This window comes from Polynucleobacter sp. 30F-ANTBAC, assembly GCF_018882385.1.
Lineage (GTDB): Bacteria > Pseudomonadota > Gammaproteobacteria > Burkholderiales > Burkholderiaceae > Polynucleobacter.
This window is the reverse complement of sequence record NZ_JACVON010000001.1, coordinates 598,474-622,959: the sequence shown is the minus strand read 5'-3', so window position 1 is coordinate 622,959 and position 24,486 is coordinate 598,474. Positions and strand designations below refer to the sequence as shown.

Below are 24,486 nucleotides of genomic sequence, written 5' to 3'. Positions count from 1 at the left end.
AGATTTTTTAGAGGCATAAAATGACTTATAAAGCTCCAGTAAAAGACATGCTTTTTGTTCTTCAAAATATTTCTGGTGTCAATCAGATTGCCCAGTTACCAGGTTTTGAGGATTATGACTTGGACACTGCAGCTGCAGTTATTGAGGAGTCAGGTAAATTTTGTAGTGAAGTTTTGGCGCCATTAAATTGGGAGGGTGATCAAAACCCAAGCAACTTGGTTAATGGTGAAGTTATTACGACACCTGGATTTAAAGAAGCCTTTAAGCAGTTTGGTGAGGCTGGTTGGCAAGGTGTGATTCATCCTGTTGAATTTGGTGGTCAGGGTTTCCCTAAGGCTATTGCAACCCCTTGTGCAGAGATGCTGCACGCTGCCAATATGTCTTTTGCTCTTTGTCCTATGCTAACGGATGGTGCTATTGAGGCATTGTTAACTGCAGCGAGCCCTGAATTAAAAGAACGATATATACCCAAAATGGTTTCCGGAGAGTGGACTGGCACCATGAATCTAACTGAACCACAAGCTGGTTCAGATTTAGCCGCTGTTCGAACTCGTGCAGAGTTACAGGGGGATGGTTCTTATAAGATTTTTGGAACCAAAATTTATATCACCTATGGTGAGCACGATATGGCTGAGAATATCATCCATCTCGTACTAGCTCGTTGCCCAGGTGCTCCCGAAGGTGTTAAAGGGATATCTTTGTTTGTTGTGCCTAAACGGATGGTTGGCAAAGATGGATCCTTAGGCGAGCGAAACGATGTTCAGTGTGTTTCTATCGAGCATAAATTGGGTATCAAGGCGAGCCCGACTGCTGTTCTGCAGTTTGGCGATCACGGTGGGGCAGTTGGTTATCTCGTCGGTGAAGAGAATCGCGGCTTAGAGTACATGTTCATTATGATGAATGCAGCTCGTTTTGCAGTTGGTATGCAAGGCATTGCTATTGCTGATCGTGCTTACCAACAAGCTGTTTGGTACGCTAATGATCGTGCACAGTCAAAAGATTTAGCAGGCTCAGCTGAGCCTGTTGCGATCATCCATCATCCTGATGTAAAACGTATGTTGATGACGATGCGTGCCTACACCGAAGGTGCTCGAGCTATGGCCTATGTAGCAGCGGCTGCGAGCGATCAGGCTCATCATTCCACGGATGAAGCCGTGCGCCAAAAAAATGCAGCTTTTTATGAATACTTGGTGCCGATCGTCAAAGGATTTGCAACTGAAATGTCTGTGGATGTAGCTAGCTTGGGTATTCAGATACACGGTGGCATGGGGTATATCGAAGAGACTGGTGCAGCACAGTACTACCGTGATGCACGTATTCTTCCGATTTATGAAGGCACTACTGCAATTCAGGCCAATGATTTGATTGGTCGTAAAACCTATCGCGATGGTGGTCAGACAGCCCAATCAATTGCCAAATTGATTGAAGAGACGGAAGTGGCGCTTGCAGCAAGTGGTTCTGTTGAGGCTAAAGCAATGCTTAAGCATTTAACGGCGGCTAGAGCAGCATTTGAAGAAGTTGTTACTTATGTAGTTACAAACTTCAAATCTGACATTAAAGATGTTTTTGCTGGCGCAACTACTTACTTAAAATTAGCTGGAACTTTATTGTCTGGTTGGCAAATGGCGAGAGCCTTATTGGTTTCCGAGGAAAAGTTAGCAGAAGATCAAGATTTTTACTCTGCCAAAATTGGCACTGCTTATTTTTATGCGGAATATCTTTTAAGTCAGGTGCCTGGCATGGCTTCGGCTGTATTGAGTGGCGGCTCTGCTGTCAACCAACTTAGAACAGATCAGTTTTGATTGGATAGCAACTCTCATAAAAAAGGTGGCTATTGCCACCTTTTTTATTGCCAGAATGAATCAGTGAAACAATAGATTATTGAGAGATTTTCTTGGCTTCTTCAAATTGGCTAATGAAGTGCTGCTCAAATGCGATGGCTAAGCCACTCATTAATACTGCAGCACCCACCATCAAAGAAATAATGACGCACAACACCACCAGCCAGCCTGATTCACTTTTTTGAGGGCTATCGGAATTAAATTGGGCATCCCATTTTTCATCCGGTCTTAAGCCGTAAACAATCGTGGTGAGCCAACTGGCTTGTAGTGAAATAAAACCATAGGCAGCTAATATCCAGCCGAGAGCTGAAGACATGTCGCTAGCTCCTAGGAGCTTCCAACCCAAAATCCCAGAAAAAAGACCTATCAAATGAAGCCATGCCCAAATATTGAGAAGACCTTTGAGATAGAAAACGTTGAGACCCGTGCCAGGAGTCAATAAGCCAAGAGCGCAGAACAGTAATTTATTTTTATGCATGACAGCTATTGTAGGGAGTTAATCAACTAAGAGTTCAGCATTAATTTTTTTGAGCAAAACTTAATACTTCGCCATCGCGAGTCATGATGATGAGACGATCACCGTCTCGAACCATCGTGCGGTAGTTACTTAAATAACTTAAGAACTTAAATTCCAATTCAGCTAAGTTGGGGGAGCAGGCTTTTCGAGTGCTCGCGACCTTGTCCAGTACTAGACCCCAATCGCTGCTAATAATCTGACCTGTGAAGTTGTTGCAACCCGTTGATCCAGAGGCTGTTTGACCGTTGGTTGAAATATTTAGGGAAATGGGATCTCCCATTCCACTATGTGGAATGCTTCTTTGGCGAGTTTTGCCGTCATTAGGACTGGTGTAGTGCCAGCGGATTAATTCCCATTGTGTGCCGGCCATCTCTCTGACTGGCGGGCTATTGACGGCGTTACAGGTCGGCATTACCTGAGCGCAGCCTGCTAGGGCAAGGGATAAGCCCCATAAAAGCACCTTAAAAATAGAGCGAAACAGACTTTTAGACATACATAACCTTAATAATTTAGCTTTGCCGATGATTATGCGATAGAATATGTGGTTTATTTCAGCATTGTAAGGAACTCACATGGTCGTCATTCGACTCGCACGCGGCGGTTCTAAAAACCGTCCTTTCTTTAGCATCGTTGCTACTGACAAACGTAATCGTCGTGACTCAAATTTTATTGAGCGCATTGGTTATTACAATCCAAGCGCTGTGGAAACAGAGCAAGGTTTCCGTATTGCTCAAGACCGTTTGACATACTGGCAAGGTGTTGGTGCTCAATTGTCACCAACTGTTGCTCGTTTAATCAAAGGTGCTCCAAAGGCCTAAGTCTTGGATGATGGTGTTCTTAACACCATCAATGTAGTTATTTTTATTGAATCATTTTTCGGGGGTGCTCATGACGCAAACAATGAGTCCTCCGTCTGATTTAATTCTGGTCGGGCACATACTCGACGCCCAGGGGATTAGAGGTTTGGTGAAGATCAAGCCTTATTCAAAAGACCCTGCGGCACTATTTTCTGCGCCACAAGTTTGGTTGGTGAAGCCTCCTGAGATGGCGGCTTCTTCACGTCCACATTCTGTTAAAACTGCCAAAGAGCATAGTGGTCACGTTTTATTATCTTTTGAAGGGTGCTCAGACCGTGATCAAGCTTTAGCCCTTAAGGGCTCTGAGGTCTACGTTAGTCGTACTGATTTTCCGGATGAAGATCCTGATAGCTTTTATTGGGTGGATCTCATCGGCTTGCCTGTTCAGAACCTTCAAGGCCAAAGTTTAGGCGTGGTTGCTGAGCTAATGGACAATGGAGCACAATCTATTTTATGTGTCCGCTCACCGGATCAAAAAGAGGATCGATTGATTCCTTTTATTCAGTCGGTAATTCAAACGGTCAATAAAAACCCAGATGATCAAGACCGAAAAATCATCGTAGACTGGCAATTAGACTGGTAATTAGAATAACGAATCGGCCAACAAATTTCCGACGTAATAGGTTAATAAATGCGCTTTGATGTGGTGACCATCTTCCCTGAAATGTTCTCAGCTATCAGCGCTTGGGGGGTCACTGGTCGAGCTTTTGATCAAGGCTTGGCCTCGATCAAAACTTGGAATCCTAGAGATTTCACCAGCGATACACGCAGAACAGTCGATGATCGCGCCTATGGTGGGGGGCCTGGCATGGTGATGATGGCCAAACCTCTAGAAGATACCCTTGATGCAGTTGCCAAGGACCAAGGCACTCAAAAAGGTCCTGTTATCTTGTTATCCCCTCAGGGAGAGCGATTTAACCAGAAAATGGCCTCTGAGTTACTGGATTTAGAGGCTGTGACCCTTATTTGCGGTCGCTACGAGGCTATTGACCAGCGTTTGGTCGAGAGAAGGGTTGATAGAGAGATTAGTTTGGGTGATTTTGTTGTTTCTGGGGGGGAAATCCCAGCTATGGCGGTCATGGACGCGGTCATTCGAATCATCCCTGGGGCTCTTGGAGATGCTGAATCTGCGGCTCAGGATAGCTTTATGGACGGTCTTTTGGACTGTTATCACTACACGCGACCCGAAAATTATGAAAATTTATTGGTTCCAGACGTGCTTTTAGGCGGACATCACGCTAAAATAGCAGATTACCGTCGGAAACAATCTTTGGAGCTGACGTTAAAGCGGCGACCTGACTTAATTGATCGGGCTCGTGAGCAAGGCTTGTTGAGTTCTGCAGATGAAGCTTATTTAGTGACTTTGCAAAATAAAACAGGGTTTTAAACCGCATCCTCTACCAAGTCCGCTGGTGATCCAGTTCGGAATACAACGTTGGTAAGATGCTACAGGAGTTGTAATGAATATTATTGAATCAATTGAGCAAGAAGAGATTGCTCGTTTAACAGCTAATAAAACTATCCCAGCTTTTGCGCCGGGTGACACAGTGATTGTTAGCGTTAACGTTGTTGAAGGTACACGTAAACGTGTACAGGCTTACGAAGGTGTTGTCATTGCCAAGCGTAACCGTGGCTTGAATTCAAGCTTTATCGTTCGTAAGATTTCATCTGGCGAAGGTATTGAGCGTACATTCCAAACATACTCACCATTGATTGCTAGCATTGAAGTGAAGCGTCGCGGTGATGTACGTCGTGCTAAGTTGTATTACTTGCGCGATCGTTCTGGTAAATCAGCACGTATTAAGGAAAAACTACAAGCGCGTACGAAGGAAGTGGTTGCAAGCTAATCAGCTTTCTTTCCACGTTTGTATAACAAGGGCAGCTTCGGCTGCCTTTGTTTTTTCTATACACTAGCGTTATGACATCTAAGTCTAATCTTCCTCCATTTGATCCTCAGGCCGTTCCTATAGTTGCTAGGGATAGTCATCTGCCATCAGTTCCCAAAGAGCTAATGGGTATTTCAGGAATGCGAATGCGCTTTGCTGAAAATAAAGAATGGTCTGTTGAGGTCACTCATGAAAATCGAACGGCTCTATCAGCACGGGGAGCACAGATTGCCGGGCGAGGTGATGCGCCAACACCTGCCGCTGTCTTAATTCCTCTTATTGCATATGAGGGGGAATTTAAGATACTACTGACCCAAAGAACTGCTCACTTGCATGATCACCCTGGACAAATTAGCTTTCCTGGTGGCAGATCTGACCCTGATGACCTGTCCCCGGAGTTCACGGCTTTACGTGAGGCTGAGGAGGAAATAGGTTTACCAAAAAACAAAGTGGAGGTTTTAGGGTGTTTGCCCAATTACTTAACCATAACCGGTTATCAAGTAACCCCAGTGGTGGGCATCATCATGCCGGGACATACTTATCAAGCTGACAAATTTGAGGTCGCTGATATATTTGAAGTGCCTCTAAGCTTTTTAATGAACCCGCATCATCATGAGCATCGCTCATGGCAAGGCCCTGAAGGTGAGCGTCATTTTTATGCCATGCCTTATGAAAATAAGTTCATTTGGGGAGCAACTGCGGGTATGCTACGGAATCTTTATCATTTTTTACGAGCATGACTTTTTTATCAATTCTTTTCGCGCTCATTGCTGAGCAATACAAACCCGTAGAAAAAGGCCACTGGATTCGCCGTTTATCACAAGCTTGGTTGGATTTTGTGGTTCGCAATATTGATTCTGGTACGGAGCGCAGCGGTCGCCTGGCTTGTTTGACAGCATTTTTCCCGCCAGTCATTTTGGTGTTGGGAGTTCATATTTTATTGCTTTCCATGCAACCGCTCTTGGCGTTTGCATGGAATATCTTGATTGTTTATTTTTATTTGGGATTTAGACAATTTAGCCATTCTTTTACAGCAATTCATGAGGCATTACTGGAGCGTAATTTAGAGCTTGCTAGAACGATTTTGGCTGAGTGGCAAGGCGATGGTATCAATACAGATACGATGACAGAGTCTGAGGTAATTCGACTTGCCTTAGAGCGCGCGATTGTTGGCTCTCACCGCCATGTATTCGGGGTTATTTTTTGGTTTATGTTGCCATTGGGTCCTGCAGGTGTGGTGCTTTATCGATTAGCGGATCTAGCTTCAGAGTGTTGGCCATCCCATGCTAGTGCTAGCTTAGGGCAGGCTGCTAGAAAATTCTTTCATGCCATTGATTGGTTGCCAACGCGATTAACGGCCATTGGATTTGCGATTGTAGGTAATTTTGAAGATGCTATTTACGCTTGGCGCTTTCACCTCAGAAAGTGGGCCAACGAATTAGAAGCTGTTATTTTGGCAGCTGGTGCAGGCGCAATTGGTGTGCGTCTAGGTTCACCATTGCCAGAGCCTGATAGCGATGAAGCTTTGCGCATGGCTGAGGCAGGTGAGCCACCCGTGATTGATATTGGGGCTGAGGCATCCGTGCGTAGCATGCGTTCTGCAGTAGGATTGGTTTGGCGAGCGGTCATACTTTGGTTAGTTTTGATCGCTCTGATGACTATTTCAGTCTGGCTTGGATAGTATCTGCGTTATGCGATTCATGGCGCAGTTGACGGAATAAATCGACTCGCTGCGCTGAGATGGTCCCCGCATGAACCGCTGCACGAATCACGCAACCTGGCTCATCGCCATGGCTGCAATTATGAAATTTACACTGCCCCAGTAACGGCCTAAATTCAATAAATGCATGTTGAAGCTCACTTTCCGATAAGTGAGCCAAACCAAATTCCTGAAAACCTGGCGAGTCAATCATCGCACCTACAAACCCAGGCTGATCGCCGTTTTTCGCAGGTAAGTCGTAATAACGGCAGGCCGTCGTGGTGTGTTTACCGCTATCCAGTTTCTTGGAGTGCTCTTGAGTTTGAGCTACGGCATCCGGGATAAGTGCATTCAATAAAGTGGATTTACCCATCCCCGATTGACCCACAAGAACCGATACCTTGCCATAAAGATGCTGTGCTAACTCTTGAACAGAGGCAGGGTCATGTTTGACAGACATTTCATGAACGGGGTAGCCCATAGCAATATAGGGCTCTAGCATTTTTCTAGCTGCTGGAAGCTTATTAGGCAAATCACATTTGTTCAAAATAATACGAGGAATGATCTCTGCAGTTTCTGCTGCGATGACAGCTCGCCCCAACAAGTCAGGAGAGAATCCTGGTTCAGTGGCTAGAACGATCAAGATTTGATCAACGTTGCTCGCAATTGATTTGCTTTTGTATGCATCCGAGCGATACAGTAAATTTTTTCTGGGAGAGATTGCATCAATCACCGCTTGCTCAGGACCTGTTTCAGTCACTTCTAAAATATCCCCTACGGCACCCAAATGTTGTTTGCCGCGTGAGGTAACTTGATAGAGCGCTTTGCCATGATTATTTTCGTTGCCGTCACCATCACAAGCTCTTGCGAGATAGTGACGGCCATAGGAGGCAACAAGTAAGGCTTTGAATGATTTCATCTGCTGCTATCTTAAACCTTTAGTGAGCCAGCTTTTGCAAGTGCGCAATTCGTAAAGGGGCAGGGGGATGAGAGTCGTAGAACTTTGAGTACAAAGGATCTGGCGTTAAGGTTGCCGCATTATCTTGGTATAGCTTAACTAAAGCACTGATCAGATCATGAGCAGATGATTTTTCAGCGGCAAAAGTATCAGCTTCATATTCATGTTTGCGCGAACCCATGCTGTTGATCGGCATTAAGAAGAATCCAAAGACGGGCATCACCAACATAAATAAAGCTAATGCTAAGCCTGCGTTATAACCATCTAAGTCAGGCATAACACCAAGACCCAGATAAAACCATGCCTGAGTCGATACCCAACCCAATAAACCCAAAATAACAAAACTTAAAGCGAAGGACTGGATTAAGCGCTTGCGAATATGTTGGCGTTTGAAGTGTCCTAATTCATGAGCTAACACCGCCTCAATTTCTTGTGGATTAAGGCGCTCAATGAGCGTATCGAAAAACACGATGCGTTTGGCTTTACCCATACCCGTGAAATAAGCATTGCCATGAGCGCTGCGCTTACTGCCATCCATAATGAACAAGCCTTGGCTGGTGAAGTCGCAACGCTGAAGTAATTGTTCGATGCGCTCTTTTAAAGGCCCATCTTCAAGAGGTTTGAATTTATTGAATAAAGGAGCGATAAAAGTTGGGAACAGCCACAGCAAAAGGGCATTGAAACCCACCCACACGAACCAGGTCCAAATCCACCAATACTGGCCTGCTTCTGTCATAAGCGTTAAAACGACCCAAAGTAAAGGCAATCCAATTGCCAAGCCTAAAAGAATGCCCTTGATGGAATCCATCACATACAGCTTGAGATTCATGCGATTAAAGCCAAATTGTTCTTCAATCCCAAATTGGCGATAAAGTGAAAAAGGCAGATCAATGATTCCTGTGATGACGCTAATTAGAACTAATAGAGCGACTTGTTGTGGAATGCCTGGGCCTAAGATATCGAGTGTGATGTTATGAATAATCTGTATGCCACCTAAAAGAGTGAAGGCAATCAAAATCGCGGCTGAAAGGCCTATTTCAAATAATCCTAAGCGTAATTTCGCCATTGTGTAGTCGGCGGCTTTATGATGCTCAACTAATGAGACTTTGCTAGCAAAGTCGCTAGGCACTTGGTCTCGATGTTTGGCAATATGGCGAATATGGCGACCTGCTAGGTAATAGCGGGTAGCGGTGCTGAGGACTAAGCCCAGAATAAACAAAAAAGTAAATGTCATGAGAAGATTATAGGGATGAGTACAACAAGAAAGAATGACCGTTTAGTTTGGGTGGATATGGAGATGTCCGGATTAATGCCGGATACCGACCGAATATTAGAAATAGCCATGATTGTGACAGATGGCGACCTTAACATTATCGCTGAAGGACCTGTTTTGGTGGTTCATCAAGAAGATGCCGTTTTAGACCGTATGGATGCTTGGAACAAAGGCACCCATGGACGATCTGGGTTGATTGATAAGGTCAAGGCATCTCCCTTGAGCGAGTCTGAGGTGGAAGCCGAGTGCATCGCTTTCTTGAAGCAGCATGTGAAGGCTGGCGTGACCCCGATGTGCGGCAACACCATTCACCAAGATCGCCGCTTCATGAACCGTTATATGCCCAAGCTAGAAGCTTATTTTCATTACCGTAATATCGATGTCTCAACGATTAAAGAGCTTTGTAAGCGTTGGCAACCAGAAATTGCTAAGGGCTTCTCTAAAAAGCAAGCGCATACGGCGCTGGCTGATATTTTGGAGTCAGTTGAAGAGTTGCGTTACTACCGTGAAAAATTATTTATCCCTACTGTGGGAGACGCTCCCATCGCTGAAGGTAGCTAAATGTTTTTAAAAATTGCAGCCATCATTACACCGGTTGTACTAATCATCCTTGTTGGTTGGTTATATGGTCGTAAAACACATCCTGATATGTCTGGCATCAACAAAGCCACGATCGATGTGATTGCTCCTTTATTGGTGACCTCAGCTTTTATTAGTAAAGACTTTGTTTTATTGGACCACTGGAACTTATTGCTTTGTGGGGTTGCGATTGTGGTGGGTTCTGGTATTTTGGCTTGGCCAATTGCCAAAATTTCAGGCATGGATCCGAAAACCTTTGTGCCTCCGATGATGTTCAATAACTGCGGCAATATGGGTTTGCCATTGGCGGTGTTTGCTTTTGGCGCAGTGGGGTTAGCTCCAGCGGTTGCTTTGTTTGCTATTTCTAATTTGCTGCATTTCACCTTGGGTGTTAAGTTGGTGAACCCTAAAGCTTCGGTGAAGGGCGTATTTGCAAACCCAATGGTGATTGCGACTATTTTGGGTGTGGTTTTATCGAGTACTAAGCACCTATACACATTGCCCGAGCCTTTGTATCAATCGATCAAGCTATTGGGTGATGCCACTGTGCCTTTGATGTTGTTCTCGCTGGGCGTGAGGATGAAGGATGCCAACTTAAAACATTGGCGTGAAGGTTTTTTGGGCGCCATCATTTGCCCGATCACCGGCATCATCATTGCCCTCTTAATCGCACCGCTGATTGAAATGACTGAGTTGCAACGAGGTCTGTTGTTCGTGTTCGCAAGCTTACCGCCTGCAGTGCTTAACTTCCTTGTGGCAGATCGCAACAAGCAAGATCCTGAGCTTGTGGCATCGATTGTCCTGCTGGGCAACCTCTCCGCCATGTTCTTTGTGCCAATTGGTCTTTATTTGGGTTTGAGATAAAAAATAAATAGATTAGGTGTTGACCATGTAGCAATTTGTAGCTACAATTCGCTACATGGTGATTTTATGCTAACCGTCGACGTTCGCTGTCGTATTGACCCAAAAACCAAAGAGCAGGCCTCAGAGGTTATAGAGGCCATGGGTCTGAGCGTGTCCGATGCAATCAGATTATTTTTGAAAAGAGTTGCTGCGGATGGGGCAATTCCATTTGAATTAAGAGCGCCGAACAATAAAACTATTGCGGCGATTAATGAGCTTGAGAATCCTGTAACACGAGCAAAGTTAAAAAAATATAAAAACTTAGATGACATGAATAGGGATTTGATTAAACGTTAATGCTAATCCCTGTCCCTAGTACTCAGTACGGGAAAGACTTTAAGCGTATCGTTCAAAGCCCTAAGTTCAACCAAGCTGAGTATTTAATTACCCTCTCCCTACTTATTTCTCAAAAGAGATTGCCGCCCAAGTATAAAAACCACCCTTTGAAGGGTGATTATTTGGGCTACTGGGATTGTCATATCACTAACGATTGTGTATTAATTTACAAGGCAACCATGACAGATCTGCTCTTGGCGCGGATCGGTACTCACTCTGAAATTTTCAAAGATTAAATCTTTGTTTGTCTCACGGCTGATTTGGGTCTAAAAGCTTTGACAACCGCTTCATTGGTTTCAATATAAGGTCCACCGATCAAATCAATGCAATAGGGAACTGCTGCAAAGATGCCCGGCATGATGGACTTACCATCACTGTCCTTAAGTCCCTCTAAGGTCTCTTGAACGGCTTTGGGTTGTCCCGGCAAATTGATGATTAGGGCTGCATGATCCTCAATCTCTCGAAGAGCAGCAACTTGTCTCGATAAAATGGCTGTAGGAACGAATTTAAGGCTGATTTGGCGCATTTGCTCACCAAACCCTGGCATCTCACGGGTAGAGACTGCTAAAGTCGCCTCAGGCGTTAAATCGCGTCTTGAAGGCCCTGTGCCACCTGTAGTTAAAACTAGATCGCATCCAACCACATCAATCAGCTCAACAATGGTTTGAGAAATCAGGTCTTTTTCATCCGGAATCAGCCTTGATTCCATATGCCATGGGGATAGTAAGGTTTTACTAAACCAGTTTTCGAGAGCTGGAATGCCTTCATCTTGATAAACGCCACTGCTGGCGCGGTCAGATATTGAAATCAAACCAATCCAAACTTCATCGGGATGTTGGCGATTTTTATTTTTTGAATTTGTAATATTTGTACTCATGTTTCAATTCTAGCTATGATTGCGGTATGTTTTCACATACACCCCAACAATTACAAGAATTAGTTTCTTATTTATTGTCTGAAGCCAAGGCTTTGGGCGCCACAGATGCTGCTGCAGAGCTTTCTGAGGGCAATGGTTTATCGGTCTCGGTTCGTAAGGGCGATATTGAAACCATTGAGCAAAATCTTGATAAGCAAGCAGGCGTAACAGTTTTTATTGGTCAGCGCCGCGGCAATGCCGGAACTAGTGATTTTTCTAAAGAATCTCTGAAAGCCAGCGTTCAAGCAGCTTTCCATATTGCTCAGCACACTGCGGAAGATGATTGTGCTGGATTGGCGGAAGCTAATTTATTGGAAAAAAATCCCAAAGATCTTGATTTGTTTCATCCTTGGCATATCACGACAGCCGATGCTGTAGAAATTGCAAGGGAGGCAGAACATGGCGCCTTTGAGGTAAGCAAAAACATCACCAACAGTGATGGCGCTTCTGTATCGGCTCAGCAATCGCATTTCATGTTGGGAACGACCAACGGTTTTATGGGTGGCTATGCTATTTCAAGGCATTACATTTCATGCACACCGATTGCCAGTGCTTCCCATAAAAAAGGCGCTGCCATGCAGCGGGATGATTGGCATACAACGTCACGAGCGCCAAGTGAATTGGCAAGCCCTAAAACAGTCGGTGCCTATGCTGCCAAAAGAGCGTTAGCTAGACTGGGTGCCCGTTCTATTTCAACGCGCCATTGCCCCATTATTTTTGAAGCCCCATTGGCTGCTGGTTTGTTAGGCGCTTATGTGCAAGCTACTTCGGGCGGTGCGCTTTATAGAAAATCCAGTTTTTTACTGGACAGTATTGGTCAGCAAGTTTTTCCAAAGCACATTGATCTATTTGAAGAGCCTCATATTCCTCGGCTAACCGGTAGTGCGCCATTTGATGAAGAGGGTGTCCGAACACGTTCTCGCAAAGTGATTGATGCAGGTGTCGTGCAAGGTTATTTCTTATCCACTTACTCGGCCAGAAAGCTCGGTATGCAAACGACTGGTAATGCGGGTGGTTCTCATCAGTTACAACTCAAAAGTCGACTGACAAAGCCATCCGATAACTTACCGGCGCTCCTAAAAAAGATGGGCACAGGCTTATTGGTAACCGACTTAATGGGCCAGGGTGTGAATTATGTGAATGGCGATTATTCGCGTGGCGCATTTGGTTACTGGGTAGAGAATGGTGTGATCGTTCATCCTGTTGAAGAGATCACCATTGCCGGCAACTTAAAAGATATGTTCAAACAAATTGTGGCGATTGGATCCGATACGATTGTGCGAGGCACTAAAGAAACAGGATCTATCCTGATTGAGAATATTGCGGTGGGCGGGCGTTAATTCAGAAAACGTCTAAAGACGTTCCGTTTGCCCGCTCCATTTAATCTTAAAGGTTGCTCTCGTAGGTTACAAAAGCGAAACCTATTTCACCATTGTGATGCTCTTCTCTTGAAACTTCTTTCCAGAGCATGTCATCGACATTCGGGAAGTAAGCATCGCCATCCACTTCGATATCAACTTCCGTGATGATGAGCTTATCCACGTAAGCCAAGGCCTCGTCATAGATTTGGGCGCCACCAATAATGAATACTTTTTCATTACCTGAGCAAGCATCAATCGCATCTTCTAAAGATTCAAACACCTCGGCATCCGTTGCTTCGTAATCAGGGTTGCGACTCACAACGATATTTCTGCGACCTGGTAGCGCTTTACCTAAAGATTCCCAGGTGTTGCGACCCATGATGATCGGGTGCCCTAAAGTTGTGTTTTTAAAATGCTTTAGGTCTTCCGGGAGACGCCATGGTAAGGTATTGTTAACGCCAATAACTCCATTTTTAGCGCGAGCAACAATGATGGCTAATTCCACAATAATTCCTTAAAACTTAAATCGCCACGGGGGCTTTAATAGGGTCGTGATGCTTGTATCCCACCAATTCAAAATCCTCGTACTCATAATCAAAAATAGAGGCTGGTTGGCGGTGTATCGCTAATTGTGGAAGCGCCAAAGGCTCACGCGATAGTTGTAACTTCACTTGCTCCATGTGATTGGTATAGAGATGGCAGTCGCCTCCTGTCCAAACAAAATCACCCGGTGTTAAACCAGTTTGTTGGGCAATCATATGAGTGAGTAATGCATAGCTGGCGATATTAAAAGGAACGCCTAAGAAAATATCGGCACTGCGCTGATAGAGTTGGCAAGACAACTTACCATCTGCTACGTAAAACTGGAAGAAGGCATGGCAAGGTGGTAAAGCCATACGAGGAATTTCAGCAACGTTCCAAGCAGACACGATCAAGCGGCGAGAGTCAGGATTGTTCTTGATTTGGTCGATCAGTTGACTGATTTGGTCAATGTGCTCGCCATTAGGTGCTGGCCATGAGCGCCATTGGTAACCATAGATAGGACCTAATTCACCATCCTCTTTGGCCCACTCATCCCAAATGCTGACACCACGCTCTTTCAGCCAATTGTTATTGGTGCTGCCTTGTAAAAACCAAAGTAACTCAACAATGATGGACTTGAGGTGAAGTTTCTTGGTGGTGACAACCGGGAAGCCCTCTTGTAAATCAAAGCGCATTTGATGACCAAAGACTGAGACTGTGCCCGTTCCGGTGCGGTCTGATTTATGGGTGCCGTTGGCCAATACATGGCGCATGAGATCTTGATATTGCTTCATGGAAGGATTTTACTACCTCTAAGATTTGCTAAAAGTAACAACGTGATCAGCGACCAGTTTGATGCCAATTTTTTCGCCGATTGCATGGTTATGATGGCTAGGTACCATTGCCATCACTTCTTGACCGGATTCAAGGGCCAGCGTGTATAAGAAGTCGCCTCCTCTGAAAGCCTTGGAGATTACTTTGGCCTGTAAGGCACTGTGATCATCGTGAACAATGTCATCCGCTCTTAAAAGAACATCGACCTCTTCGCCAGGTAGACCGTAACTGGATTGAGGTAGAGGCAAGCGGCCAAGTTCGATTTCAACAGAGGGGCCTGCTTGAGTCTTCCCTGGAATAAATACACCATAACCCACAAAGTCCGCAACAAAGCGGGTGGCAGGGCGATGGTAAAGGTTGTAAGCGCTATCCCATTGAACTAGCTGACCATCAACCATCACGCCAATATCATCAGCAATTGCAAACGCTTCAAATTGATCGTGAGTGACAAGTAATGCAGTGGTGTTATTGGCTTTGAGGATGTCTCTCACTTCACCGGCTAAGCGTTCGCGTAAGTCGACATCCAGGTTAGAGAATGGCTCATCTAAAAGGAGGAGTTCTGGCTCTGGGGCCATGGCCCTAGCTAAGGCTACACGCTGTTGCTGACCACCTGATAATTCATGAGGGTAGCGAGAACCAATGTTCACAAGCCCCACACGTTTTAGCCACTCCTCCGCCTTTTCTAGAGCATCTTTTTTAGAGAGATGGCGAAGGCCAAATGCCACATTTTGAGCGTTGGTCAGGTGTGGAAAAAGGGCGTAATCCTGAAAAACAACCCCCACACGTCTTTTTTCAGGGGCTAAAGTAAAGTCTTTAGAGCTTACCAATTGGTTATCAATGGTGATTTCACCAGCCTGAATGGGCTCAAAACCACAAATGGCTCTGAGAACAGTTGATTTGCCACAGCCTGATGGACCCAGTAGACAGCCGATTCTGCCATGCCTTAAGCGCATGGTTAGTCCCTGAACAGCATGGTTCTGGCTACCAGACTTTTCACCTGGATAGCTGACATGAATGCCCTCTAAATTTAAATGAATTGGCGGCGTATCGATAATCATTCTTATAATTGTCGCATCTTGCGACTACGTTTAACACCCATACTTTTATCATTGATATTGGCTTTGCCAATATTGGGTATTTTTGCAGCCCTTTTAAGCCCTCAATCAACCAGTGGGGATGTGCTCTCACACCTTATAAATACAGTCTTGCCGAGTTATGCGGGGACAACTCTATTGCTAGCCATCGGTGTTGCAATTGGCGTTGCTAGTATGGGGATTATTACCGCTTGGCTGGTGGCTACCTGTGATTTCCCGGGTAAGCGTATTTATGAATGGGCCTTGATTCTTCCTTTGGCGATGCCCACTTATGTGATGGCCTATGCCTATACGGACTTTTTCCAGTTTTCAGGACCCGTACAGAGCTTCTTAAGGGACCTTTTAGGTGTTTCTAGGCTGAACTGGTTTCCTGACCCACGTTCTGTGTGGGGCGCCGTCTGTATTCTTAGTTTGGCGCTTTACCCTTATGTTTACCTTCTTTGCAGAACCGCTTTTTTGGAGCGGAGCCCCAGATTAATGGATGCGGCTAGAACTTTGGGAGCTGGTCCTTGGAGCGCTTTTTGGCAGGTAGCTTTGCCGATGGCAAGGCCAGCCACCATGGCTGGTGTAGCCTTGGCTTTAATGGAAGCGGTAGCTGATTACGGTGCGGTATCTTATTTTGGCGTACAAACCATGACCACTGGTATTTATCGTGCTTGGTTGGGCATGGGGGATCGTATTGCTGCAGTTCAATTATCAGCAGCCCTATTAGGAGTTATCTTTTTGCTTCTGATGATTGAGCATGCAAGCCGTCGTCAAATGCGTTTTGCAGCAACGGGCCAACGGTTCCGTCAAATCATGCCGTGGCGTTTAACAGGCAGAAAAGCTTTTTGGGCTAGCTTGGCTTGCGCACTTCCCATGTTCTTTGGGTTTATCTTGCCAGTGATCATCATGGCTTACTTGGCGCTCACAAGTGAGGAAGCTTTAAATGCTCGTTATTGGAGTTGGTTAGCCAATACGCTGACCCTATCCACGGTCACGGCTATTTTGGCTGTCGTGATTGCTGTTTGGTTAGCCTATAGTGCCCGGATGGCTCGTGGCGGTTTACAGTTGCTAGCCAATCGCATGGTCAGTCTTGGATACGCTGTACCTGGCGCGGTATTAGCGGTAGGTATCTTGATTCTGCTAGCGCAACTCGATATTGCTTGGCTCTTATCAGGATCTTTTTTCATTCTAATTTACGCCTACCTCACACGTTTTTTATCTTCAGGGTTGCAAACTGTTGAAGCCGGATTGAGCAAAATAACCCCGAGCATGGATGCCAGTGCGATGAGTTTAGGTTCTGGTAAGTTGGAGTTGCTGACAAAAATACATTTACCACTTTTAAGACGTAGTCTGCTAACAGCTGGTCTTTTGGTGTTTGTTGATGTGATGAAAGAGCTGCCAGCAACCTTGGTGTTAAGGCCTTTTAACTTTGACACTTTGGCGGTGATTACTTTTCAGTTGGCCTCTGATGAGCGCTTGGCTGAGGCTGCTTGGCCTGCATTGACGATTGTTTTAGCAGGCCTCATACCGGTCGTGATTCTATCGAGAGCGATGTCTAAGGACTAAGAAGAAAATTCTTAGTCCTATTGCTTGGTGCTATAGATTAGCGAACCAATTCCTTTAGTTTGCCTTTGGCATCTTTCCATTCTTCAGCATCAGGAAGTGGTGATTTTGACTTTGTAATGGAGGGCCAATTACGAGCCAACTCCACGTTGAGTTTGATGTACTCCTGTTGATCGCCCGGCACATCATCTTCTGCGTAAATCGCATTGACTGGGCATTCAGGAACACAAACGGCGCAATCGATGCACTCGTCAGGATCGATCGCTAAAAAATTAGGACCTTCGCGGAAACAGTCTACAGGGCAGACGTCAACGCAATCGGTATATTTACAACGAATACAAGCTTCTGTCACTACATAAGTCATGGCACGATTCTCAAAATGAGTCAAAGATGTATTTTATCTCAGGCGGCTCTCTTATTGCGAATATAGGATGAAGACCCTACTTTTTGCTCAGATTGCTAAAGTTTTCTTAGTTAATCTGATGGCATACAATCAAAGTGCTTTTAAATACACCCCCATCAAATACAAAAATAAGACACCCTAAAAGTTGGAGACCAGAATGTCGCAAGCAAATAAAAAACCTAAAATCTTAGTGGCAAGAGCTATCTTTCCTGATCTTTTGGCAAAGTTGGAGCAAGTAGCTGAAGTTCAATCTAATCAAGCAGACGCCATTTGGAGTTCTGCTGAGATTAAGGCGGCGATGATGGATAAAGATGGCGCTATTGTGACAGGTAGCGAAAAAGTAGATGCTGATATGTTGGATGCATCCCCAAATCTTAAAATTGTTTCAAATATCGCAGTGGGCTATAACAACTTGGATATGCCCGCTTTCAAGGCTCGCCAAGTGATGGCAACCAATACACCGGATGTGCTGACTGAAACTACAGCAGACTTCGGTTTTACGTTGTTAATGGCAACGGCACGTCGGGTAACTGAAAGCGAGCACTGGTTAAGAGCGGGGCATTGGAAAAAGTTTTCCATTTGTGACACGCCATTAGCAATGGATATTCATCACAGCACTTTGGGGATCATGGGCATGGGCCGCATCGGTCAAGCAATTGCCAGAAGAGCTTTGGGTTTTGGAATGAAGGTGCGTTATTACAATCGCTCACGCTTATCAACGGAGTTGGAAAAAGAGTGTGGTGCGACGTATGTGGATCGCGAGACTTTATTAAAAGAATCAGACCATATTATTTTAGTGATGCCTTACACACCAGAAAACCATCACCTCTTTGGTGAAAAAGAATTGGCGATGATGAAGCCAACAGCTACTCTAGTGAATATTGCTCGAGGCGGGATTGTGGATGAATTGGCGCTCGCAAAAGCATTGAAAGAAAAACGCATTTTTGCTGCCGGTATTGATGTGTTTGAAGGAGAGCCAGCTGTTCGCCCAGAATTGCTTGAGTTAAAGAATATTGTGTTGGCGCCACATATTGCCAGCGCAACAGAAAAGACCCGAAGGGCCATGATCGAGTTGGCAATAGAAAATTGCTTGGCGGGTATCGCAGGTAAAACACCACCTAACTTGTTAAGTTAAAAGCTAGATCACTAAAAGCAAAAAAGCGAATCTTTAAGATTCGCTTTTTTTGATCATCTCTGAAAACAGGCAATCAATTAGTCTTGCGCAGATGGCTTCTTTATTTCTGTCACAGTTGTTTCTTTAATGGCTACTTCGATACCACCAAATCGATCCGCTACCCAGTTATAAACTTTACACGCTAACCAAAGTAAACCAAACCCTACGAGAGCATTTAATACCAGTGCTGAAATAACCGTAAAGCCAGGAAGTTCACCGTCTCTAATAAAAGCAACAAATAATGCTAATAAAACAACAGGGACTGAGAAGCTTAAATAAACTAAAACAAGCGTTTTAGCTGTGTGAAGTGGGTCGACGTAGATAACTTCTTTTTTGGTGTACTTCGTGCTGGGCATGTTGGCTTTGGCTGGGTTAGAGCAGTTATATAAGAGTTGGATCAAGAATTGACGCAATTCTATACCAAGTTAAAAAACTTTACTGCGTTGCAACACAAATTATTTATAAAAGACCTTCAAATAAAACAACATTTACCAGATCGCCCGCTTGAATCGTGCCTTGGTCATGTTCCAGCACAATGAAACAGTTCGCCTCACTCATGGAGCGCAAGACCCCTGAACCTTGTGCGCCTGTGATGCTGACAGTATTGATACCAGAGCGATCGGTTTTAAGGATGCCTCTTTGGAACTCCGTGCGCCCTGGGCGCTTTCGGATGGTTTCAGTGGCTCTAGCTTGCATGGTTTGTGGTGCTAAATCTGTTGCGCCAGACATCGCCAACAGAGCGTGGCGTACAAACTGATAGAAGGTCACCATGACGGCAACGGGGTTGCCTGGTAAGCCAAATAAAACCGCTTGATGACCACTTGATTGGATCGAGCCAAAGGCCATGGGTCTGCCAGGGCGCATGTTTATTTTCCAGAAGGCGATATCACCTAACTCGCGCATGATTTGTTTGGTGTAGTCTGCCTCACCGACTGATACACCTCCGGAGGTAATCACGGCATCACATTGTGCGGCCGCATCAGAAAAGGCTCGACGCATGTCTTCTGGATTATCTCGAACCACACCAAAGTCGTTGATCTCAACGCCAAGACGGGTGAGCATGCCAAACAAGGTGTAGCGGTTGCTGTCATAAACACAGCCAGGTTCTAGTTCTTGACCAATCGAACGTAACTCATCTCCTGTTGAGAAAAAGCCGACGCGCAAGCGACGCTTAACGGCTACCTCACCCATTCCCAGAGATGCGATTAAACCAAGATCAGCAGGGCGAATGACTTTTCCGGCAAGGAGTGCGGGGCTTCCTACGCTAAGGTCTTCGCCTTTGAGGCGACGGTTATCACCCGCTTTAACAGCAGTTGAAGTAAATTGAATTTGATCGTTATTGATCTCCACTAATTCCTGTGGGATCACCGTATCGCAACCGTTTGGCATGATGGCACCAGTCATGATGCGAACACATTCACCCGCTTTAACATCACCATTAAACGCATGACCAGCAAAACCTTTGCCGATCATAGTTAATGATGTTGATCCATCGGATGAGATCGATGAACCAGCAAAAGCATAACCATCCATAGCCGAGTTATCGGCTGCGGGCACATTGATCGGCGAAATAATATTTTGAGCCAAGATACGACCGAGGGATTGGTAAATACCTACGGTTTCTGTTTCAAGTGCTTTGGCACTGGAAGCAACAAAATCTTGCACAATCTGAAGCGCTTGATCGACTTTCAGAGACTCAGGGTCATAATCTGATTGACAGGTAACAACAGAGTTCAACGTTGGAAGTGATGGCTTCGTCATGAGATTATTTCTAGATAAGTAAAAAATTAAAGGCTAAGACAAAATACAGGTGCTCTAGCCACCGATATAAGACATCTCAACTTTTGCTTTATTCGCTAACTCTGGAGAGCCGCGTAATTCTGAGTAACGATCGCTTCTTTGAGACCAAACTTGTGCAATGGCATTGCTGATCTCAAGATCTGTGCGACCCTCACGAAGTAGGGCTTTGAGATCATGACCTTCTGTGGCAAATAAGCACAAATACATCTTACCTTCGGTCGACAAGCGTGCTCTTGAACAGTCTTTGCAAAAAGCCTGGGTCACACTTGAGATTACACCTACTTCGCCGGAGCCATCGACATATTTCCAACGCTTAGCAACTTCGCCGGGGTAGTTAGGATCAATATTGGTTAATGGGAAAACTTCATGAATCTTCTTAATCACATCTGCCGATGGAAGCACTTCTGACATGTTCCAACCATTTGAAGCCCCAACGTCCATGAATTCAATGAATCGAAGGGTGACGCCGGTATTCTTGAAGTAGCGCGCCATTGGAATGATCTCTTGATCATTGCAGCCCTTTTTAACCACCATGTTCACTTTGATATTTTCAAAGCCTGCTTCACGAGTTGCTTCAATGCCATCAAGAACATCGGTAACGGGGAAGTCTACATCGTTCATCTTGCGGAAAATCTCATCATCTAAACCATCTAAGCTAACGGTTAAACGGGAAAGACCGGCATCTTTTAGTGCTTTGGCTTTTTTGCGTAACAGACTGCCATTGGTGGTGAGCGTTAGATCAAGGGCTTGACCGGTGCGCGTTTTCAACGATGCCAACATTTCGATGAGGCTTTCTATATGCTTGCGCAAAAGCGGTTCGCCGCCAGTTAGGCGAATCTTTTCAACACCGTGTTCAATATAAATTTTTGCTAAACGTGTGATTTCTTCAAAATTTAGTAAATCACCATGAGCTAGATAGGGGTAATCTTTATCAAAGACCTCTTTAGGCATGCAATAAGTGCACCTAAAGTTACAGCGATCTGTCACTGAGATTCTTAAATCATGGAGTGCTCGACCACGTTGATCGGCTAGAAGCCCATCAGGGCTTAGTAGTTGTGCCGGTACAACCGGCACATGGCTACCAATTTTTCTTTGGCGTTCATCAATGAGGGGAATAACTCTTTCTGACATATTCCCCTATTGTAGAACTAAGTTTACTTTTCGACGATTTGCTCTTTGCCACCTGTTTCAACTAAAACCATCGGCTCTGTTGAAAGCTCAACAGCAGGTTTAGGTTGACGTGGTGGGTGACTAATCACTGGTTCAGCAGCAATTTGTGCACGAACTTCTTCTAACTTAGTGTTGTCTGTATTCACCCAAACCATGCCGGCAGTTGCTAAGACTGAATCTAACTCAGCCGCTTGCAATGGTTTGAACTCTACTTTTGGAAGTGGAGCAGGCGCAGGCTTTTGCTCTGTTGGAGCTACTGCTTGCACAACTGGCGCCACTGGAGTTGCAGGAGCAACAGAAGCCGCAGGCGCAACAGAGGCCGCTACTACAGGTGCTGATACAGATGCCTCAGTAGGTGTCATAACAGGAGTTGAAGTGAAAGATGGAGCGGATGCTTCAGGTGTAGAAGCAGGGAGACCCATACTGCTATCTGTGGAATCAGCTACGCCGTTGTTTTCAGCGCCAGTTTCTGGACGATCCGTGCGGTCACGACGGTTGCGTCCGCGACGATTGCGGCTACGAGGACGCTCTTCACCTTCAGGAGTCGCTGGGCGCTCACCATGCGTCAACGCATCTTTAGGTTGCTCAGATTTAGTATCTTGGGCACCTTCAGGTTTGTTGTTATCGCGTGGTTGACGCGGTTGACGTGGCTGACGTTGGTTTTGATTTTGCTGTGAACGAGCTTCTTTGTTCTCAGCTTTATCTTCGCCTTCGCGCGGTGTTGTATTGCGCTCGCCGTTCTCTGATTTGTTACGGTTACGGTTGCGGTTGTTACGGCTGCGACCATTGCGATCGTTACGATCGTTGCGACCTTCACGTGTTGGGCGTTTTTCAACTGGAGCTTCTTCTTTGGCACCGAAAAGCTTCTTGATGAAGCTAATCAAACCACCAGAACTTGCTTTTTCACCAGCAGACTTGCGCTCAGGGCGAACCACACCTGTTGGAGCTGGTTGACTTGGGCGAACACCTTTTACAGCGGCTTCTTGTCGTGGCTTAGCTTCTTCCGCTTTGCGACTTAAGATTGTGTCTGATTCAAGTTCTTTGCTCGCTTCCTCGGCCATAGCGTAACTGGCTTTTGGATCATCCAAGCGAGGGTCGTCATGACGCAAACGCTCTAACTTGTAGTGAGGTGTTTCTAAATGCTTGTTGGGCAATAAAAGAACATTGACCTTGAATCGGCTCTCAATTTTGATAACTTCAGCACGTTTTTCATTTAGAAGGAATGCCGCAACATCGACTGGCACTTGGCAGTGGATAGAAGCAGTATTTTCTTTCATGGCATCTTCTTGAATGATGCGAAGTACTTGAAGAGCTGACGATTCTGTATCTCTGATATGACCTGTGCCGTTACAGCGAGGACATGTGACATTGCTACTCTCAGAAAGTGCAGGGCGTAGACGTTGACGTGATAACTCTAAAAGACCAAAGCGTGAGATCTTGCCCATTTGGACGCGAGCACGATCATGGCGCAAAGCATCTTTTAAGCGTTGTTCCACTTCTTTTTGGTTCTTGGAAGACTCCATGTCAATGAAGTCAATTACGATCAAACCACCTAAGTCACGCAAACGCATTTGACGCGCTAATTCATCAGCGGCTTCTAAGTTGGTTCTTGCTGCAGTCTCTTCAATATCTGAGCCACGAGTAGAGCGTGCAGAGTTGACGTCAACAGAAACCAAAGCTTCAGTGTGGTCAATCACAATCGCGCCGCCGGATGGCAATGAAACAGTACGTGAGTAAGCTGTCTCAATTTGGTGTTCGATTTGGAATCGTGAGAACAAAGGTACGTCGTCTTGGTAACGTTTAACGCGAGACATGTTGTCTGGCATCACCACGGACATAAACGCACTGGCTTGCTCGTAAATCTCATCGGTGTCGATCAAGATTTCACCAATATCAGGCTGGAAGTAATCGCGAATTGCGCGAATCACCAAGCTAGACTCTAAGTAAATCAATAAAGGCGCTTGATTGCCGCCAGCCGCTTCATCAATGGCTGTCCAAAGTTGCATCAAGTAGCTCAAGTCCCACTGCAATTCTTCTGCTGTTCGGCCAATACCAGCAGTTCTGGCAATAATGCTCATGCCATCTGGAACCGTTAGTTGAGCCATCGCTTCACGAAGTTCATTGCGATCTTCACCTTCGATGCGACGAGATACGCCACCACCACGAGGGTTGTTAGGCATCAAAACAAGGTAACGACCTGCTAGCGAGATGAAGCTGGTTAAAGCAGCGCCTTTATTGCCGCGCTCTTCTTTTTCCACCTGAACAATGATTTCTTGACCTTCGCGCAAAGCATCTTTGATGCCAGCGTTTCTAACATCTGTGCCATCTTTGAAATAAGCTCTAGAAACTTCTTTAAACGGTAAGAAGCCATGACGCTCTTCACCATAGTTAACAAAGCATGCTTCAAGGGAGGGTTCGATGCGTGTGATCACGCCTTTGTAGATATTGCCTTTGCGTTGTTCACGCCCAGTTGTTTCAATATCAATGTCGATTAGTTTTTGACCATCAACGATCGCTACACGCAACTCTTCTTGTTGGGTAGCATTAAATAACATTCTTTTCATAAATTACTCCGTACTGCGGCCAGGCAGCCATCGCGGGACGCGAAACGGAATTGAAGTGATTGTGCGAGACAACCTTCTGTGACAACTACTTCACTACACTCGCTGACTTATTCTTATTGGTGGGTCAGCGCGCGCTTAAATTCTTTTATCAGTTTCGCGGTTCGCGGCACTATGCCAGCCAACCTTGCGTCTCATTGCTTCAGGGGAGAGGCGAACCCTGGGAATATCATTCGGCTATTCCGGACCGAGCT

27 protein-coding genes are annotated in these 24,486 nt (G+C 45.4%); 14 read left to right on the top strand and 13 right to left on the bottom strand.

Going from position 1 to position 24,486, the window contains the following annotated elements:
- The first annotated feature begins 20 nt into the window (after nt 1-20).
- On the top strand, nt 21-1,802 hold the full coding sequence (locus ICN28_RS02780; protein ID WP_216286049.1) for an acyl-CoA dehydrogenase: 1,782 nt from the start codon (nt 21-23) through the stop codon (nt 1,800-1,802).
- Between the two features lie 76 nt (nt 1,803-1,878).
- Here the strand turns inward: ICN28_RS02780 and ICN28_RS02775 are convergent, their stop codons facing one another.
- Together ICN28_RS02775 and ICN28_RS02770 are read right to left on the bottom strand one after the other, a co-directional pair.
- Nucleotides 1,879-2,319: a hypothetical protein gene (locus tag ICN28_RS02775; RefSeq protein WP_216286048.1), complete on the bottom strand. Its 441-nt coding sequence runs from the start codon at nt 2,317-2,319 to the stop codon at nt 1,879-1,881.
- A gap of 40 nt (nt 2,320-2,359) precedes the next feature.
- The gene (locus ICN28_RS02770; protein ID WP_216286047.1) at nt 2,360-2,851 is read right to left on the bottom strand and encodes an META domain-containing protein; all 492 of its coding nucleotides are present in this window, start codon (nt 2,849-2,851) and stop codon (nt 2,360-2,362) included.
- A 79-nt stretch (nt 2,852-2,930) separates the two neighbouring features.
- Here ICN28_RS02770 and rpsP point away from each other — a divergent pair, with 79 nt between their 5' ends.
- The 6 genes from rpsP (at nt 2,931) to ICN28_RS02740 (ending at nt 6,782) form a co-directional block, all read left to right on the top strand.
- Entirely contained in the window at nt 2,931-3,176 is a 246-nt protein-coding gene (gene rpsP / locus ICN28_RS02765) for a 30S ribosomal protein S16 (RefSeq protein ID WP_216286046.1), read from the top strand.
- Nucleotides 3,177-3,246: 70 nt separating this feature from the next.
- Nucleotides 3,247-3,798, top strand: a complete 552-nt coding sequence (gene rimM, locus ICN28_RS02760) for a ribosome maturation factor RimM (RefSeq protein WP_255536091.1) — start codon at nt 3,247-3,249, stop codon at nt 3,796-3,798.
- A 48-nt stretch (nt 3,799-3,846) separates the two neighbouring features.
- Nucleotides 3,847-4,602, top strand: coding sequence for a tRNA (guanosine(37)-N1)-methyltransferase TrmD (trmD, locus tag ICN28_RS02755; RefSeq protein ID WP_216286045.1), 756 nt, complete (start codon nt 3,847-3,849; stop codon nt 4,600-4,602).
- A gap of 73 nt (nt 4,603-4,675) precedes the next feature.
- Nucleotides 4,676-5,062, top strand: a complete 387-nt coding sequence (gene rplS / locus ICN28_RS02750) for a 50S ribosomal protein L19 (protein ID WP_216286044.1) — start codon at nt 4,676-4,678, stop codon at nt 5,060-5,062.
- Between the two features lie 71 nt (nt 5,063-5,133).
- Nucleotides 5,134-5,841 (top strand): CoA pyrophosphatase, encoded by a 708-nt coding sequence (locus ICN28_RS02745; protein ID WP_216286042.1) that lies wholly within the window; start codon nt 5,134-5,136, stop codon nt 5,839-5,841.
- Nucleotides 5,838-6,782, top strand: a complete 945-nt coding sequence (locus ICN28_RS02740; protein WP_216286040.1) for a CobD/CbiB family protein — start codon at nt 5,838-5,840, stop codon at nt 6,780-6,782. The genes ICN28_RS02745 and ICN28_RS02740 overlap by 4 nt, the downstream gene beginning before the upstream one ends.
- On the opposite strand, the gene rsgA is transcribed toward ICN28_RS02740, so the two are convergent.
- Together rsgA and ICN28_RS02730 are read right to left on the bottom strand one after the other, a co-directional pair.
- Nucleotides 6,760-7,719, bottom strand: a complete 960-nt coding sequence (rsgA, locus tag ICN28_RS02735; protein WP_216286038.1) for a ribosome small subunit-dependent GTPase A — start codon at nt 7,717-7,719, stop codon at nt 6,760-6,762. The genes ICN28_RS02740 and rsgA overlap by 23 nt on opposite strands.
- A gap of 19 nt (nt 7,720-7,738) precedes the next feature.
- Complete coding sequence (locus tag ICN28_RS02730; RefSeq protein WP_216286036.1) at nt 7,739-8,992, bottom strand: M48 family metallopeptidase; 1,254 nt, start codon at nt 8,990-8,992, stop codon at nt 7,739-7,741.
- 15 nt (nt 8,993-9,007) lie between these two features.
- On the opposite strand from ICN28_RS02730, the gene orn reads away from it, so the two are divergent.
- From orn to ICN28_RS09640, 4 genes are all read left to right on the top strand, one after another.
- Nucleotides 9,008-9,592: an oligoribonuclease gene (orn, locus tag ICN28_RS02725; RefSeq protein ID WP_216286034.1), complete on the top strand. Its 585-nt coding sequence runs from the start codon at nt 9,008-9,010 to the stop codon at nt 9,590-9,592.
- Nucleotides 9,593-10,474, top strand: a complete 882-nt coding sequence (locus ICN28_RS02720) for an AEC family transporter (RefSeq protein WP_216286032.1) — start codon at nt 9,593-9,595, stop codon at nt 10,472-10,474.
- 66 nt (nt 10,475-10,540) lie between these two features.
- Complete coding sequence (locus tag ICN28_RS02715; protein ID WP_216286030.1) at nt 10,541-10,810, top strand: type II toxin-antitoxin system RelB/DinJ family antitoxin; 270 nt, start codon at nt 10,541-10,543, stop codon at nt 10,808-10,810.
- A complete protein-coding gene (locus tag ICN28_RS09640; protein ID WP_216286029.1) occupies nt 10,810-11,085 on the top strand; it encodes a type II toxin-antitoxin system mRNA interferase toxin, RelE/StbE family in 276 nt (91 codons plus the stop codon). Before ICN28_RS02715 ends, ICN28_RS09640 begins: the two co-directional genes overlap by 1 nt.
- On the opposite strand, the gene mog is transcribed toward ICN28_RS09640, so the two are convergent.
- On the bottom strand, nt 11,082-11,726 hold the full coding sequence (gene mog, locus ICN28_RS02705; protein WP_216286028.1) for a molybdopterin adenylyltransferase: 645 nt from the start codon (nt 11,724-11,726) through the stop codon (nt 11,082-11,084). The genes ICN28_RS09640 and mog overlap by 4 nt on opposite strands.
- A gap of 26 nt (nt 11,727-11,752) precedes the next feature.
- Here mog and pmbA point away from each other — a divergent pair, with 26 nt between their 5' ends.
- A complete protein-coding gene (gene pmbA / locus ICN28_RS02700; RefSeq protein ID WP_216286027.1) occupies nt 11,753-13,105 on the top strand; it encodes a metalloprotease PmbA in 1,353 nt (450 codons plus the stop codon).
- A gap of 46 nt (nt 13,106-13,151) precedes the next feature.
- Here pmbA and ICN28_RS02695 read toward each other — a convergent pair whose 3' ends face one another.
- From ICN28_RS02695 to ICN28_RS02685, 3 genes are read right to left on the bottom strand one after another with little or no spacing between them, the layout of a single operon-like run.
- The gene (locus ICN28_RS02695; RefSeq protein WP_216286865.1) at nt 13,152-13,634 is read right to left on the bottom strand and encodes a dihydrofolate reductase; all 483 of its coding nucleotides are present in this window, start codon (nt 13,632-13,634) and stop codon (nt 13,152-13,154) included.
- 13 nt (nt 13,635-13,647) lie between these two features.
- Nucleotides 13,648-14,442 carry a thymidylate synthase gene (locus ICN28_RS02690; RefSeq protein WP_216286026.1) on the bottom strand — a complete coding sequence of 265 codons (795 nt, stop codon included), beginning with the start codon at nt 14,440-14,442 and terminating at the stop codon, nt 13,648-13,650.
- A gap of 18 nt (nt 14,443-14,460) precedes the next feature.
- Nucleotides 14,461-15,540, bottom strand: a complete 1,080-nt coding sequence (locus ICN28_RS02685; protein ID WP_216286025.1) for an ABC transporter ATP-binding protein — start codon at nt 15,538-15,540, stop codon at nt 14,461-14,463.
- A gap of 18 nt (nt 15,541-15,558) precedes the next feature.
- On the opposite strand from ICN28_RS02685, the gene ICN28_RS02680 reads away from it, so the two are divergent.
- Nucleotides 15,559-17,127 carry an iron ABC transporter permease gene (locus ICN28_RS02680; RefSeq protein ID WP_255536090.1) on the top strand — a complete coding sequence of 523 codons (1,569 nt, stop codon included), beginning with the start codon at nt 15,559-15,561 and terminating at the stop codon, nt 17,125-17,127.
- A gap of 37 nt (nt 17,128-17,164) precedes the next feature.
- Here the strand turns inward: ICN28_RS02680 and fdxA are convergent, their stop codons facing one another.
- A complete protein-coding gene (gene fdxA / locus ICN28_RS02675) occupies nt 17,165-17,488 on the bottom strand; it encodes a ferredoxin FdxA (protein ID WP_216286023.1) in 324 nt (107 codons plus the stop codon).
- A gap of 196 nt (nt 17,489-17,684) precedes the next feature.
- Here fdxA and ICN28_RS02670 point away from each other — a divergent pair, with 196 nt between their 5' ends.
- Complete coding sequence (locus tag ICN28_RS02670) at nt 17,685-18,662, top strand: D-glycerate dehydrogenase (protein ID WP_216286022.1); 978 nt, start codon at nt 17,685-17,687, stop codon at nt 18,660-18,662.
- A gap of 77 nt (nt 18,663-18,739) precedes the next feature.
- Here the strand turns inward: ICN28_RS02670 and ICN28_RS02665 are convergent, their stop codons facing one another.
- The 4 genes from ICN28_RS02665 to ICN28_RS02650 all read right to left on the bottom strand — a co-directional run bounded on the left by ICN28_RS02665 (nt 18,740) and on the right by ICN28_RS02650 (nt 24,235).
- On the bottom strand, nt 18,740-19,057 hold the full coding sequence (locus ICN28_RS02665) for a hypothetical protein (RefSeq protein ID WP_216286864.1): 318 nt from the start codon (nt 19,055-19,057) through the stop codon (nt 18,740-18,742).
- A 103-nt stretch (nt 19,058-19,160) separates the two neighbouring features.
- Nucleotides 19,161-20,462 (bottom strand): gephyrin-like molybdotransferase Glp, encoded by a 1,302-nt coding sequence (gene glp, locus ICN28_RS02660; RefSeq protein WP_216286020.1) that lies wholly within the window; start codon nt 20,460-20,462, stop codon nt 19,161-19,163.
- A gap of 54 nt (nt 20,463-20,516) precedes the next feature.
- Nucleotides 20,517-21,632 carry a GTP 3',8-cyclase MoaA gene (gene moaA / locus ICN28_RS02655; protein ID WP_216286018.1) on the bottom strand — a complete coding sequence of 372 codons (1,116 nt, stop codon included), beginning with the start codon at nt 21,630-21,632 and terminating at the stop codon, nt 20,517-20,519.
- A gap of 23 nt (nt 21,633-21,655) precedes the next feature.
- A complete protein-coding gene (locus tag ICN28_RS02650) occupies nt 21,656-24,235 on the bottom strand; it encodes an Rne/Rng family ribonuclease (RefSeq protein ID WP_216286016.1) in 2,580 nt (859 codons plus the stop codon).
- Between the last annotated feature and the right edge of the window lie 251 nt (nt 24,236-24,486).